Here is a 13,091-nt window from a genome sequence, read left to right as displayed (position 1 = left end):
GCTCGGTGATCAGCGATGCCGGCGAGGTGTGCCCGGACGATTTCGCGAGCCCGCCCTGGCCCAGCGAGGGGCGGGAGCGCACACTGAGCTCCCCCACGGCACGCACCAGCAGCGCATCAACCTGCCGCTTCAGGTCGTACCCGGACCGGAGCGCCCGCAGCAGGCCCGCGTCGGACATGGTCTCCACATCCAGCTGGGCGGGGGCGACACTGATTGTCCCAAACGATGTGCCGGCTGCCGTGCCGGGAGCGCCGGGCGCGCCAGTGGCCGGGTGCACACCGACCTGGTCGCCGAACCCGGTGAGCGCACCAGCCCACACGGCCGCGAACGCAGAAGCGCTGTCGATGAGGGTGTCGGTTGTCTTGCACATACCCACATACTGACAGGCACCACCGACATTCCCGCGAATACCAAACAACACCCTGATCTGGGGTATTGCCTGTGGACGACCCTCCCGGAACAGGCCCTGTGGAGGAGGAGTCGAAGGCACCCCGTGCCGGATTTCGACACGGCCGCGGCGAACCTGCTCTATCGGCGTACCCGTGCCCGCCTCAGCGGCGCCGGATCGACTTCAACGCCACCAGCACCGCGATCATCGCCCCGACTAAACGGGCGAACTCGGAACCGGCGCCGGGGAGCGTGATCAGGCCCGTCGCCTTGGCGACCGTGCGCGGCTCGACGAACCTCAGCAGACCTTCTCGACCATTGCGCCTTCCGAGTCCCGACTGCTTGGTCCCGCCCATGGGGGCATCGACCGATCCGAACGTGGCGTGATAGCCCTCGTTGATGTTCACGCCGCCGACATTCAGAGCGTCGGCCACGCGACGGGCTCGCGAGATCGAACCGGAAAAGACGGATGCGTTCAGCCCGTAGTCCCCGGAGTTGGCCGCGACGATCGACTCGGCCACCGAGTCGGCGACGGCGAAGCGACAAGGGGTCCAAACGTCTCCTCCCGCGCGCACAACATCTCCTCGGTGACGCCGGCGAGAACCGTCGGGGCGAAGAAAAGCGGACCGAGGTCCGAGCGCGCGGCCCCGCCGGCGAGCACGCTGGCTCCGCGCGCGATCGCATCGTCGACGTGGGCCTGCGTGCGCTGGAACTGGGCCCGGTCAGTCAGCGAGCCGACGTCGGTCGACCAGTCGAGCGCGGAGCCCTGGTGCAGGGCGGCGGTCTGCAGAGCGAACTTCCTCGAACCCTTGGCCGCGCGTCTTGCCGGTTTCGGTCTGCACCGCGTCCAGCAGGAGCTCCTTCCCCGACAGCAGCAGGTCGTGCGCGCGCAGCAGGATGGATCGCCGGTGGGCCCAGCCCGCCCGCGCCCACGCGAGTTGGGCGCGCCGGGCGCGGGCGACGGCATCCAGAACATCGGCTGCACTGGAGGATCCCCGCCTAGACCACTCCTTCGTGAGCGGCCTGGAATCGCTGCGCCTCCGCGCGAAGTTCCTTCACGACGCGGCGCACCGACGGCCGCTCGGCCAGGTCCGGCCGCATGAGGGCAGAGATCTGCCTCGTGGCACGGATGCCGCTGAGCGGTCGAGTGATGAGCCCGTTCTCGTGGTCGTTCGTGGTGTACCTCGGCAGCACGGCGATTCCGTGGCCCGCGGCGACCACTGCCTCGACGATGCCGTTGTCGGCGAACCGCTGCCCGATGAGCGCGGGCGAGCCGTTGGCCACCTCGATCTCGCGGAGAACGCGGTCGAACGGGAATCCGTGCGGAACGCCGATCCAGGTCTCGTCGACGAGGTCGCTCGGCAGCAGCGTCGCCTTCGCGGCGAGGCGGTGGCCGAGTGGCAGTCCAACATCGAGAGGCTCCTGCATGAGCGGCACGACCGCGAGGCCGCGCTCCTTCCACGACGGCAGGTTGCCGGGGGAGTCGGCGAGCACGATGTCGAAGTCCGGGGTCAGGTCGGCGAAATCGACGACGAGCGGGTCCTGGTCGGTACAGAGGATCACGAGCCCGGGCAGGTCGGCGATGGCGGAGAGGAGCCCGGGAAGGAGCATCTGCCCGGCCGAGGGGAACGTCGTGAGGGTGACCTCGCCCTGCGGTGCGTGCTTGAAGTCCTCCCAGAGAGCATCGGCGCGCGCCATCGCCACCGAGACATCCGTTGCGGTGCGCGCGAGTGCCCTGCCGGCTCCGGTGAGCACGATGCCACGGCCCGCGCGCTCGGTGAGCGGGGTTCCGGCCTCCCGCTCGAGCACCTTCAGCTGCTGCGACACGGCAGAAACGGTGCGCCGGGTCGCGCGCGCGACCGCGGTGATGCTGCCTCGCTCGGCGAGTTCCCTGAGCAATTCCAGCCGGCGCACGTCCATGTAGTGATGCTACACAGTTATTTCATAATTATGCGATTGTGCTAAAGAGCAAAACGCGGTGAACTAGAGGAACTTACACATCACCACTCCCGCACGCAGCGTCCCTGTCGCCCGGAGTCAGAAAGGTCAATCATGTTCGCACTTCTCGCAGTCGTCCTCATCGCAACGATCGGCCTCTCGGCCACCACCGTGGTCGTCACCGCTCGGGACGGCTACCGCCCCATCCCGACCCGCCACACCGAACTGTCCCTGCGCCAACACGCATAGGCCGGTCGCGCAGCCGGTCTCGCCTGCTGCCGAGCATCCAACCCCGACCCCTCGCGGTCGGGGTTTTTGCTGTGCCGGGGCGCCTCGCCTGCTCAGCGCACGCTGAAACCGAGCTTGCGCCCGGCCAAGCCGCGCCCGCGCCGCGCAAGATCGTCGGCGACCCGGATGATGCTCGCCGCAGCGGCGTCGTCCGGGGTCGACAACACGATCGGCTGCCCGGAGTCGCCGCCCGCGCGCAGGGCCACGCTGAGCGGGATCGACGCGAGCACTGGAACCGGGGCATCCTGCCCCTCCGACAGGCGAGCCGCGACGAGTTCGCCGCCGCCCGTGCCGAACAACTCGATCACGGTGCCGTCGGCCTGGGCCAAGCCGGCCATGTTCTCGATCACACCGATCACCTTCTGCCCGGTCTGCCGTGCGACGGTACCGGATCGCTCGGCGACGTCGGCCGCCGCGGGCTGCGGGGTCGTGACGACAAGCACCTCCGCGTGCGGCAGCAGCTGCCCAATGGTGATGGCCACGTCACCGGTTCCCGGAGGCAGGTCGACCAGGAGAATGTCGATGTCGCCGAAGTAGACGTCGGTGAGGAACTGCTGGATCGTGCGGTGCAGCATCGGACCGCGCCACGAGACCGCCGCGTTGCCATCGACGAACATGCCGATCGAGATGACCTTCACACCGTGCGCGACCGGCGGCAGGATCATGCCGTCGATCTGGGTCGGCTTCATTCCGGCGATGCCGAGGATGCCGGGGATCGAGAATCCGAACACGTCGGCGTCGATGACCCCGACCGCCAGCCCCTTCGCGGCGAGGGCCACGGCGAGGTTGGCCGTCAGGGTTGATTTGCCCACGCCGCCCTTGCCGCTGGAGACCGTGTAGATGCGGGTGAGTGAGTCGGGACCGAACTGGATCGTCTTCGCCCGGCCGCCCCGCAGCTTCTCGGTGAGCGCCGCCCGCTCCTCGCGAGTCATGATCGAAATGTCGACCGTCGTGCTCGTGACGCCGGGCGCGGAGGCAACGGCAGCGCGCACGTCACGCTCGATGGTGTCGGCGGCGGGGCATCCGACAATCGTCAGCTTGATGCCGACGGTCGCGGAGCCCGCGGCATCGACCGACACCTCGCCGACCATGTCGAGCTCGGTGATCGGCTTGCGGATCTCGGGATCGATCACCCTGACAAGCGCCGCGCGGATGCCGTCTTCGACCGATCCGTCAGTCAACGGGGTGTTCCTCCCGTTTGTCGCGGTCGAGCTCCTCGACGAGGGAGCGCAGCTCGCCCCGGATGAATTCCTTCGTCGCCATGTCCTTCATCGCCAGACGGAGCGACACGACCTCGCGGGCGAGGTACTCGGTGTCATTGAGGTTGCGCTCGGCGCGCTGTCGGTCCTGCTCGATCTGCACGCGGTCGCGGTCGTCCTGACGGTTCTGCGCGAGCAGGATGAGCGGGGCGGCGTACGAGGCCTGCAACGACAGGATGAGCGTGAGGGCGGTGAATCCGTTCGCGGCCGAGTCGAAGCGCCACGCTGCGGGGGCGGTGACATTGTAGATCAGCCAGGCCGCGGCGAAGATTGTCAGCCCGATGAGAAACCACGGCGTCCCCATCTTGCGTGCGATCCACTCGGTGAACCGGCCGAACCGGTCACGGCTCTGGCGTGCGCCCAGGCGCGGCGAGAACGGGCCCCGCGAGCCCTTAGGGGCGTCGAGGCGGATGTCCTGACGGCTAATCCGTGCCACTTGGCGCCCTCCTTCGCTGCGTCAGTCTCTGTTTGATCGTGGTGATCGGTTTCGTGTCGGCCGACAGGGCCGTGCGGGGACGGGCTCTCGGCGGCAGGGCCGGTTCATCACCGTCGGAACTTCGCCAGTCATCTGGGAGCAGGTAGTCGAGGACGTCGTCAATAGTCACCACCCCGACCAGACGGTGGTTCTCGTCGACGACGGGCACAGAAACGAGGTTGTAGCTTGCGAGAATGCGGGAAACCTCGGCGGCCGACGCGTCTGCGCGCACGGGCTCGAGCTTCTGGTCGAGGAGGGTGCCGAGGCGCTCGTTGGGCGGGTAGCGCAGCATCCGCTGGAAGTGGACCATGCCAAGGAAACGGCCGGTGGGCGGCTCATACGGCGGCAGCGTGACGCACACGGCGGCGCCGAGGGCGGGGGCGAGTTCGTGCCGGCGGATGAGCGCGAGCCCCTCGGCGACGGTCGCGTCGGCGCTGACGATGATCGGATCGGTCGTCATCAGCCCGCCGGCGGTATCGGGCGCGTAGGCGAGGAGCATCCGCACATCGTCGGCCTCCTCCGGCTGCATGAGGTCGAGCAGGGCCTCGCCGCGCTCGTCGCTCAGCTGCGCGATGAGGTCGGCGGCGTCATCCGGCTGCATCTGGTCGAGCACGTCGGCGGCCCGATCGTCCTCGAGCTGGTTCAGGATGCCGACCTGATCGCTCTCCGGCATCTCCTCGAGCGCGTCGGCGAGGCGCTCGTCGGAGAGCTCGTCGGCGACCTCGAGCATGCGCTGCTCTGGCAGGTCGAGCAGTGCGTTGGCGAGGTCGGCGGGGAGCAGGTCCTCGTAGGTGGCGAGGAGGTGCGTCGCCGACTGGGGCGCGCCCGTGATGGTGGTGTCGAGCACGTCCGACCATCGCGCGAACAGGGTCTGCCCCTTGGCGAACGGCGACGGGCTCGGCTTCGGACGGCGCACGAAGAGCTCGCTGACCTGCCACTCGCCCGGACCGATCTCCTCGATCGCGACATCCTCGATCGTCGCCGCGCCGGAGCCGTCGACGAACTTGACCTCGCGGCCGAGCACCTCGGCGATCACTCGCACCTCGCCGCCGCGCTGCTCGAAGCGGCGCATGTTGATGAGCCCGGTCGTGATGATCTGGCCGGAGCCGATACTCGTGACCCGCCCGATCGAGAGGAACACCCGCCGGCGCCCCGGCACCTCGACGACGAGGCCGACGACGCGGGGCGACTGGGTAGTCCGGTAGACCACGATGACGTCGCGCACCCGTCCGACCTTGTCGCCGGCGGGGTCGAAAACGGAGCACCCGCCAAGCCGGGCGACGAAGACTCTCGCGGCACTCACGCTAAAACCCTACTTGACCGATGAAAGAATGGACTCGTGACCACACCCAGCGCTTTCTCCCGTCGTTCCCAGGTATTCCCGACCCTGCCCCGGGGTGACGTGCTCGGAACCTACGAGACCTACCCCGAGGCACAGGCAGTCGTCGACCGGCTGGCCAAGGCCGAGTTCCCGATCAAGCAGGTCTCGATCGTGGGAAGCGGCCTCAAGACCGTCGAGCGGGTGACCGGCAAGCTCACGAACGCGAAGGCGGCCGGTGCCGGAGCGGCGAGCGGCGCCTGGCTCGGCCTGTTCTTCGGGCTCATCCTGTTCCTATTCTCGGCCGAGCCGTCGTCGTTCGTGTTCGTTGGCGCGGCCGTGCTGATCGGCGGAGGATTCGGCATGATCTTCAGCCTTGTCTCCTACGCGCTCAACCGCCGCCGCCACGACTTCACCTCGATCAACCAGGTTCTCGCGAGCCAGTACGAGATCATCATCGACCCCTCGCTCACCATTCGCGCGCAGGAGCTGCTCGCGCGCCCGGAACCGACCGAGTAGTCGCGCGTTCGTGCGGGTGTTGTTCACTCCCGCCGTAGTATTCGCACCCGCGCGGCTGAACAATACCCGCGGGACCGCCAAGAACACCCGCGCGGACACACAGCGCCCGCGCGGCTGATCAGCCGCGCGCCAGCCAGGCCTCGACGTCGTCCGCGGTGCGTGGGGTGCCGATCGACAGGTTCTCCGCACCGGACTCGGTGACCAGGATGTCGTCCTCGATGCGCACCCCGATGCCGCGGAACTCCTCCGGCACGCTCAGGTCGTCGGGCTGGAAGTACAGGCCGGGCTCGATCGTGAACACCATGCCCGCCTCGAGCACACCGTCTAGGTAGAGGTCGCGGCGCGCCTGCGCGCAGTCGTGCACGTCGATTCCGAGGTGGTGGCTCGTGCCGTGCACCATGTACCGGCGGTGGAACTGGTTCTCCGGCTTGGTCGATTCCTCGGCGGTCACCGGCAGCAGGCCCCACTCGGCCGTCTTCTTCGCGATGACGGCCATCGCCGCCTGGTGGATCTCGCGGAACCGGATACCGGGGCGCACAATGGCGAACGCCGCATCCGCCGCCTCGAGCACCGCCTCGTAGACCCGGCGCTGCACCTCGGTGAAGGTGCCGCTCACCGGCAGGGTTCGGGTGATGTCGGCCGTGTAGTAGCTCTCCAGCTCGATGCCGGCATCGAGCAGGATCAGGTCGCCGGGCACGACGGGACCGTCGTTGCGCACCCAGTGCAGGATGCAGGCGTGGGGGCCGGATGCCGCGATCGTGTCGTACCCGACGGTGTTGCCCTCCGCCCGCGCGCGACGGTTGAATGTGCCCTCGACGAGGCGCTCGCCGCGGGGGTGCGCGATGATCGCGGGCAGGTCGGCGACGACGTCGTCGAAGCCCAGCTTCGTCGCGTCGACCGCGAGGCGCATCTCGTGGATCTCGTAGCTGTCCTTCACCAGACGCAACTCGCTCAGGTCGCGGGCGAGCTCGATGTCGCGCTCCTCGAAGGGATTTCCGTTCGCGACGAAGGCGAAATCGCCGTTCTCATCCGCCCGCGAGGTGGCGATGCGGCGCGTGTCGATGGTCGAGGTGAGTTCCGCGTCCACCTCGCGCAGAAGAACGGAGTCGGTCGCGAGCGACTCGAGCACCCCGGCGAGCTCGTGGATGCTGGCCGTCGCCAGTCCCAGATCGGCGGCGACGCTCGCCAGTCCCGGGCGGGGTCCGGTCCAGAACTCGCCGATGTCGGAGTTCGCGTAGAACTCGTCGGAGTCGCGGCCGGCGGCCTCTCGGAAGTACAGTGTGGCGTCGTGGCCCTGCGCGGTCGGCAGCAGCACGAGCACGCTGCCGGGAACGGTGTCGCTGCCCCAGCCGGTGAGGTGCGCGAATCCGGAGTGCGCTCGGAAGGGATAGTCGGTGTCATTCGATCGCACCTTGGGGGAGCCGGCGGGAATCACGATCGTCGCGTTGGGGTACAGCGCGGAGAGGCGCTGCCTCCTCGCCGCCGCGTAGGCAGCCTGCTCGCGTGCGGGGGGGACGACATCGACCCGGTCGGCCCAGTTGCTGCCGATGTAGTCCTTGAACGCATCGGAGCTGGGGGTCGTCGAACGGTTCTCGGTCGCGCGCGAGGTGGTCTTCGTGGGATCAGCCATGCATCATTGTCGCACTGCTCGCGCACGGCGAGCGGGGTACCTAGGTTCTCAGCCCGTGGGCCTGAGTGTCGCGACGACCGGGCGATGGTCGCTGCCGAGGCCGTCCCGGTCGAGGACCACCCTCACGCTGGTCGCCGTCCAGTCGTCTGTTGCCATGACGCGGTCGATGGGAGCGCCGAGCAGCGGTGGCACGTCGGTCGGCCAGGTTCCGACGGCGGCGGCCCCCGTTGTCAGCGCGGCGTCGACGCAATCCCCGATCGTGCTGGCGCTATCGTTCGCGAGTCGGCTGTTGTGGTCGATTGTGGAGTTGAAGTCACCCGCGACGATGATGTTCTCGCCCGTGCATGCTCCCTTCACCCACTCGAGGCCCTCGCGCCAGTCGTCGAAGTATCCGGTGATCGGGGCAACAGGGTGTGCGGCCACGATCGTGGGTCCCGTGCCGTCGTCGGGCGTCACGATCACCGAGGGCACCACAGAGGTGGACCCCCTCGAGGTGTCGCGGGAGTAGGTGCCGAGGTCGGCGCTGGTGAGCAGCGAGGTCGACCTCGCCTTGGAGATCTCGTCGAGGGCGAGGGTGTGCGCCCACATCGGGCGTCCCTCCCGCTTCATGATGACCGCGACCTCGACCGCGGTCTCCCGAGTGGTCTCCGGGAGCGCGACGATGTCGGCCCCGGTCTCGAGAGCGAGACGGGCAATCTCCGCGGCACCCGGTTCATCCCCAAGGGTGTTCCAGGTGAGCACGGTCAGATCGTCCCCCGCGCCGTCGGCGGTGGCCGCCGCGTCGGCCGACCCGAATCCGCGGGTGGCGAGAACGGCGCCGGTCGCGGCGATGAACACGAGTAGCAGAACGGAGAGGGATGCGCCAAGTCGCCGGAACGACGGGATCACGAGGGCGACCAGAAGCAGCGCGACGATCCCGGCGAGGGCGCCGACGGCGGCCACCGCCCGCAGCGACACGATGTGGGCCACCACGGGTACGAGTTCGAGCCCAAGCAGTTGCGGCCAGACCGCGACGAGGAGGATGCCGGCGAGTCCGATGGTCAGCACGGCGGCGGCGATTTTACGAATCATCTGAGATCACCATAGCCGCCGCGCGCCGTGCGGAGGCTGAGGGGCCAGCCCCCAGACTGGGGCACTCGGCGGCCGTGCAAGCGGCCCCTCTACGATTGCAGCATGCCGTCCCCGATCGATCTTCATACCCACAGCAGCGTGTCCGACGGCACCGAGACGCCGGCCCAGCTGATGCGCGCGGCGGTCACCGCCGGCCTTGATGTGATCGCGATCACCGATCACGATTCGACCGCCGGGTGGACCGAAGCCATCGCGGCGGCATCCGGAACCGGACTCACGGTCATCCCGGGCATGGAGCTCAGCACCTTCTTCGGCTGGAAGAGCGTGCACCTGCTGGCCTACCTGTTCGACCCGCTCGACGCGGGCCTCGTCGCCGAGACCTCGCGGATCAGGGATGCGCGGCTCAAGCGCGCGGAGAACATCGTGCAGCGGATCGCGGCGGACTACGACCTGACCTGGATGGATGTGCTTGCCCAGACGAGCGTCGGGGCGACCGTCGGCCGCCCGCACATCGCAGACGCGCTCGTCGCGCGCGGACATGTCCCCAATCGGAGTGCGGCGTTCGAGAGCATCCTGCACCCGCGCCAGGGATATTTCGAACCGCACTACGCGCCGGATCCGCTCACGGCGGTGAAGCTCGTCGTCGCCGCCGGGGGAGTGCCGGTGCTCGCCCATCCCGGCACGCGCGGTCGCGGAGACGTGATGCCGGAGGAAAAGCTGCGAACGCTCGTGGATGCTGGACTGTTCGCTCTTGAGGTGGATCACCGGGAGAACACGCCCAGCGGCAAGGAACGGCTGCGCGAGCTCGCCGCGAAGTTCGGGCTGGCCCAGACCGGCTCGAGCGACTACCACGGCGAGGGCAAGCCCAACCGGCTCGGCGAGAATACGACGGCGCCGGAGGTCCTCGAGCGCATCGTCGCACGCGCGACCGGGTCGGCCCCGTACCGGGGCTGAGGCGCGTCGGCGCGGCGCTCGGGCAGGCTCGCGCGGCGCACACGCGCGCTCGCGCGGTTGTTGTTCACTTGTGCGCCTGCGATTACAGCCGCGGGACTGAAGAACATGCGCGCGAGAGCAGGCCAGCCGGGCAAGGAGCAGCCACGCGACGGGTGAGCGTGCGACCGACGGCTACGCGACCGACGTCCACACGACCGACGGCTACGAGACGGGCGGAGCCGCTCCTGGATCGCGACGACGAGTGCGCTGGCGGCTGCGCGGGGGGCGTGAGCCGTCGCGGTGCTCGCCGGATGTCGGTGCCGTCGCGGTGCCGGCGGAACCGGATGCCGCTCCGGAATCGCCGGTGCGCTGGCCACCACGGGAGCGTGACGCCGAGCCGGTCGACGCCGAGTCGCCGGAGCGGCCGCGCTCGCCGCCACGATCCGAGCCGCCCGAACCTGAACGACCCGAGCTGCTGCGACCCGAGGCGCCGGCGCCCGAACCCGAGCGACCGCGGTCGCCGCCGGAGCGTGCCCCGCGGTCGCCGCCGCGATCGGATGACTGCGGCTCGCGAACGCGCGGCGGGCCAGCATGCGCGAGGCGGCCGCGCACATCCGTGGGGATGTCGAGATCGGAGAAGAGGTGCGGCGACGACGAGTAGGTCTCGGTCGGCTCCGGCTGGCCGAAGTCGAGGGCCTTGTTGATGAGCGCCCACTTGTGCAGGTCGTCCCAGTCGACGAAGGTCACCGCGATGCCGGTCTTGCCGGCGCGGCCGGTGCGGCCGGCGCGGTGCAGGTAGGTGTCGTGGTCGTCCGGGATGGTGTGGTTGATCACGTGGGTGACGTCGTTGACGTCGATGCCGCGCGCGGCGACATCCGTGGCGATCAGGATGTCCTTCTTGCCGGCCTTGAACGCGGCCATGGCGCGCTCGCGCTGCTCCTGGTTGAGGTCGCCGTGCACGGCAGCGGCGTTGAATCCGCGGTCGTTGAGCTCCTCGACGAGCTTCGCCGCCGCACGCTTGGTGCGGGTGAACACGACGGTCTTGCCGCGGCCCTCGGCCTGCAGGATGCGCGCGATCACCTCGTCCTTGTCCATGTTGTGGGCGCGGTAGATGACGTGTTTGATGTTCGCCTGCGTGAGTCCCTCGTTGGGATCTGTCGCGCGGATGTGGATGGGCCGGTTCATGAAGCGGCGCGCGAGGGCGACGATCGGTCCGGGCATCGTCGCCGAAAACAGCATCGTGTGGCGGGTCGGTGAGGTCTGCGCGAAGAGTTTCTCGATGTCGGAGAGAAAGCCGAGGTCGAGCATCTTGTCGGCCTCGTCGAGAACCATGACCTTGACGTCCTTGAGCGACAGCAGCCGCTGGTTGGCGAGGTCCAGCAGGCGGCCGGGGGTACCGACGACGACCTGCGCGCCGGCCTTGAGCTGTTCCACCTGGCCTTCGTAGGCCTTGCCGCCGTAGATCGCGGCGACCTGCGTTGCCCGATTGGATGCCGCGAGGGTCAGGTCTTCGGCGACCTGCACGCACAGCTCGCGGGTCGGCACGACGACGAGGGCCTTGACGCCTGGCTCCGGGTTCAGCCCGAGGGACTGCAGCAGCGGAAGCCCGAAGCCGAGGGTCTTGCCGGTTCCGGTCTTGGCCTGGCCGATGATGTCCTGGCCGCCCAGCCCCATCGGGATCGTCTGGGTCTGAATGGGGAATGGCTCGACGATGCCCTTGGAGGCGAGAGCGTCGACCATGTCCTGATCGATATTGAGTTCTGCAAAAGTCACGTGTGAATGCCCATCATGAATGCGAGTACGCCCGCTTGTTCCTGGGGCGCAGATGCCCCTGTCAGAAAAGGGCCTGTCGCCAGTTTAGCGGCGAGGGTCTGGGAATATGGCATTTCCGCGCCGGTTGGGGCGTCGTTAGTGCCTCGCGAGGGGTGACGGCTAGGCTGAGCGGCGTGGCCTCCTTCTTCTCTCAGCGCAGGACTCATGTTGAGATTCCCCGGTTGAGGCCCCGCGCGTCCAGAGATGGCACCGACAACGTCAACCGTGTCGCGCTCGGCGAACTGACGCCCGATCTGGCCAATTTCCTCGGCCGGGCCGCCTACCTGCAGCTGACGAACTTCGAGACCGCGGCGGGCGCGGTGAGCTCCGCCCCGCACACGCGCGGGAAGAACGCGATGAGCCGCGTCGCTCACCAGTCGCTCACCAAGTACGAGGGGCTCATCGCCGAGCTCACGCGTACCGGGCACGACCCGGTGGCCACGATGGAGCCGTTCCGACGCACGATCGACGAGTTCCACCGCGACACCCGCGGTGCCGACTGGTACGAGAACCTCGTGACGGTCTATGTGACGGCCGGGCTGCTCGACGACTTCTTCGTGCGCCTCGCCGGCGGACTTCCCGAGGACCAGAGCAAGCGCATCGCCGCGCTCCTGACTCCGGATGCCGGCAGCACGTTCATCATCGGCGAGCTGCTCGAGGCGATCGGGGCGAACCCCCGCCTCGCATCCCGCCTCGCAATGTGGGGGCGGCGTCTCGTGGGCGACACGCTGCTCATCGCCAGGTCGGCGCTCGCCGTTCCCGAGAACACGGCGCCGGACGAGGCCAGGCTCGAGCCGGTCTTCACCGAGCTCATTGCCGCGCACACCCGCAGGATGGACGCGCTCGGCCTCACGGCTTAGAGCGGTCCGCTGCGGCGACGCCGCTCACGCGCCGTGCAGCACTACGGGCGGGCGAGGGTGGCCAGCAGCCGTGAGTCGGCTTCCCGGCGTCGGCGGGGGAGCAGGATGCCAGCGCCAACCGCTGAAAGGGCGGACAGCGCGAGCGTCGCGAACCAGATCCAGCCCCCGTTGAAGGGCATCCCAATCCAGGTGAGAAGGGCCCAGACGGCCGCACCGACCACTGTCGCGATCGCGGGCAGCAGGAGCACTCCGTGCGACTCTCGACCGGGCAGCAGGTAGCGCGCGATAGCACCGATGCCGGCTGCCGCGATGCAGACGAAGAGAAGCTCCATGGCTAGTGGGTCAGGCCACGAACCCGACACGCCGTGACGTGTCGGAGCCGATCTCGACGTAGCCGAGTGCGGCGGTCGGGATGACGTACAGCTTGCCCTTGTCGTCCTTCAGGGAGATATGCGAGCTCTTCGCCTCGAGGGCGGTCGCGACGATCTTCTCGATCTCGCCCGCGCTCTGCGATGACTCGAAGTTGATCTCGCGGGGCGAGTTGGTAATGCCGATACGAATGTCCACGTCCTCAGATTACGACATAGTTCTCTGCCTTCCC

At 68.6% G+C, this 13,091-nt stretch carries 17 protein-coding genes; 4 read left to right on the top strand and 13 right to left on the bottom strand.

What is annotated here, in order from left to right; translation table 11 throughout:
* From ABIB15_RS06775 to ABIB15_RS06755, 5 genes are all read right to left on the bottom strand, one after another.
* Window positions 1-370 (bottom strand): hypothetical protein (locus ABIB15_RS06775; protein ID WP_502908915.1); only part of this gene is annotated, 370 nt, incomplete at its 3' end.
* 181 nt (window positions 371-551) lie between these two features.
* Entirely contained in the window at window positions 552-908 is a 357-nt protein-coding gene (locus tag ABIB15_RS06770; protein ID WP_354476258.1) for an aldehyde dehydrogenase family protein, read from the bottom strand.
* The gene (locus ABIB15_RS06765) at window positions 863-1,177 is read right to left on the bottom strand and encodes an aldehyde dehydrogenase family protein (RefSeq protein ID WP_502908919.1); all 315 of its coding nucleotides are present in this window, start codon (window positions 1,175-1,177) and stop codon (window positions 863-865) included. The genes ABIB15_RS06770 and ABIB15_RS06765 overlap by 46 nt, the downstream gene beginning before the upstream one ends.
* Window positions 1,110-1,358, bottom strand: coding sequence for an aldehyde dehydrogenase family protein (locus tag ABIB15_RS06760; protein ID WP_354476270.1), 249 nt, complete (start codon window positions 1,356-1,358; stop codon window positions 1,110-1,112). The genes ABIB15_RS06765 and ABIB15_RS06760 overlap by 68 nt, the downstream gene beginning before the upstream one ends.
* Window positions 1,359-1,386: 28 nt before the next feature.
* Window positions 1,387-2,307 carry a LysR family transcriptional regulator gene (locus ABIB15_RS06755; protein ID WP_354476256.1) on the bottom strand — a complete coding sequence of 307 codons (921 nt, stop codon included), beginning with the start codon at window positions 2,305-2,307 and terminating at the stop codon, window positions 1,387-1,389.
* A 132-nt stretch (window positions 2,308-2,439) separates the two neighbouring features.
* Between ABIB15_RS06755 and ABIB15_RS06750 the strand changes: the two genes are divergently transcribed.
* The gene (locus ABIB15_RS06750; protein ID WP_354476254.1) at window positions 2,440-2,574 is read left to right on the top strand and encodes a hypothetical protein; all 135 of its coding nucleotides are present in this window, start codon (window positions 2,440-2,442) and stop codon (window positions 2,572-2,574) included.
* A gap of 92 nt (window positions 2,575-2,666) precedes the next feature.
* Here ABIB15_RS06750 and ABIB15_RS06745 read toward each other — a convergent pair whose 3' ends face one another.
* From ABIB15_RS06745 to ABIB15_RS06735, 3 genes are read right to left on the bottom strand one after another with little or no spacing between them, the layout of a single operon-like run.
* Window positions 2,667-3,794, bottom strand: coding sequence for an Mrp/NBP35 family ATP-binding protein (locus ABIB15_RS06745; protein ID WP_354476252.1), 1,128 nt, complete (start codon window positions 3,792-3,794; stop codon window positions 2,667-2,669).
* Window positions 3,787-4,308, bottom strand: coding sequence for a DUF1003 domain-containing protein (locus ABIB15_RS06740; protein WP_354476250.1), 522 nt, complete (start codon window positions 4,306-4,308; stop codon window positions 3,787-3,789). Before ABIB15_RS06740 ends, ABIB15_RS06745 begins: the two co-directional genes overlap by 8 nt.
* Window positions 4,295-5,650, bottom strand: coding sequence for a magnesium transporter MgtE N-terminal domain-containing protein (locus tag ABIB15_RS06735; RefSeq protein WP_354476248.1), 1,356 nt, complete (start codon window positions 5,648-5,650; stop codon window positions 4,295-4,297). The genes ABIB15_RS06740 and ABIB15_RS06735 overlap by 14 nt, the downstream gene beginning before the upstream one ends.
* A 36-nt stretch (window positions 5,651-5,686) precedes the next feature.
* Between ABIB15_RS06735 and ABIB15_RS06730 the strand changes: the two genes are divergently transcribed.
* A complete protein-coding gene (locus ABIB15_RS06730; protein ID WP_354476246.1) occupies window positions 5,687-6,184 on the top strand; it encodes a YflT domain-containing protein in 498 nt (165 codons plus the stop codon).
* Window positions 6,185-6,302: 118 nt separating this feature from the next.
* Here the strand turns inward: ABIB15_RS06730 and ABIB15_RS06725 are convergent, their stop codons facing one another.
* Both ABIB15_RS06725 and ABIB15_RS06720 read right to left on the bottom strand, forming a co-directional pair.
* A complete protein-coding gene (locus ABIB15_RS06725; protein WP_354476244.1) occupies window positions 6,303-7,814 on the bottom strand; it encodes an aminopeptidase P family protein in 1,512 nt (503 codons plus the stop codon).
* 48 nt (window positions 7,815-7,862) lie between these two features.
* Window positions 7,863-8,885 carry an endonuclease/exonuclease/phosphatase family protein gene (locus ABIB15_RS06720; RefSeq protein WP_354476242.1) on the bottom strand — a complete coding sequence of 341 codons (1,023 nt, stop codon included), beginning with the start codon at window positions 8,883-8,885 and terminating at the stop codon, window positions 7,863-7,865.
* A 102-nt stretch (window positions 8,886-8,987) separates the two neighbouring features.
* On the opposite strand from ABIB15_RS06720, the gene ABIB15_RS06715 reads away from it, so the two are divergent.
* Window positions 8,988-9,839, top strand: coding sequence for a PHP domain-containing protein (locus tag ABIB15_RS06715; protein WP_354476240.1), 852 nt, complete (start codon window positions 8,988-8,990; stop codon window positions 9,837-9,839).
* A gap of 201 nt (window positions 9,840-10,040) precedes the next feature.
* On the opposite strand, the gene ABIB15_RS06710 is transcribed toward ABIB15_RS06715, so the two are convergent.
* Window positions 10,041-11,591, bottom strand: coding sequence for a DEAD/DEAH box helicase (locus ABIB15_RS06710; RefSeq protein WP_354476238.1), 1,551 nt, complete (start codon window positions 11,589-11,591; stop codon window positions 10,041-10,043).
* Between the two features lie 221 nt (window positions 11,592-11,812).
* Here ABIB15_RS06710 and ABIB15_RS06705 point away from each other — a divergent pair, with 221 nt between their 5' ends.
* On the top strand, window positions 11,813-12,490 hold the full coding sequence (locus ABIB15_RS06705; RefSeq protein WP_354476237.1) for a ferritin-like fold-containing protein: 678 nt from the start codon (window positions 11,813-11,815) through the stop codon (window positions 12,488-12,490).
* 41 nt (window positions 12,491-12,531) lie between these two features.
* On the opposite strand, the gene ABIB15_RS06700 is transcribed toward ABIB15_RS06705, so the two are convergent.
* The gene (locus tag ABIB15_RS06700) at window positions 12,532-12,822 is read right to left on the bottom strand and encodes a hypothetical protein (protein ID WP_354476235.1); all 291 of its coding nucleotides are present in this window, start codon (window positions 12,820-12,822) and stop codon (window positions 12,532-12,534) included.
* A 10-nt stretch (window positions 12,823-12,832) separates the two neighbouring features.
* Window positions 12,833-13,057, bottom strand: a complete 225-nt coding sequence (locus ABIB15_RS06695) for a DUF3107 domain-containing protein (protein WP_354476233.1) — start codon at window positions 13,055-13,057, stop codon at window positions 12,833-12,835.
* Window positions 13,058-13,091 lie beyond the last annotated feature (34 nt).

The sequence above is a fragment of the Marisediminicola sp. UYEF4 genome, assembly GCF_040546025.1.
GTDB lineage: Bacteria > Actinomycetota > Actinomycetes > Actinomycetales > Microbacteriaceae > Marisediminicola.
This window is presented reverse-complemented; position numbering and strand designations above follow the sequence as displayed.

Coding starts and splice junctions, on each gene's coding strand:
- ABIB15_RS06755 (WP_354476256.1), bottom strand. CDS start 2,307: ATGGACGTGCGCCGGCTGGAATTGCTCAGGGAACTCGCCGAGCGAGGC.
- ABIB15_RS06750 (WP_354476254.1), top strand. CDS start 2,440: ATGTTCGCACTTCTCGCAGTCGTCCTCATCGCAACGATCGGCCTCTCG.
- ABIB15_RS06725 (WP_354476244.1), bottom strand. CDS start 7,814: ATGGCTGATCCCACGAAGACCACCTCGCGCGCGACCGAGAACCGTTCG.
- ABIB15_RS06720 (WP_354476242.1), bottom strand. CDS start 8,885: ATGATTCGTAAAATCGCCGCCGCCGTGCTGACCATCGGACTCGCCGGC.
- ABIB15_RS06700 (WP_354476235.1), bottom strand. CDS start 12,822: ATGGAGCTTCTCTTCGTCTGCATCGCGGCAGCCGGCATCGGTGCTATC.
- ABIB15_RS06715 (WP_354476240.1), top strand. CDS start 8,988: ATGCCGTCCCCGATCGATCTTCATACCCACAGCAGCGTGTCCGACGGC.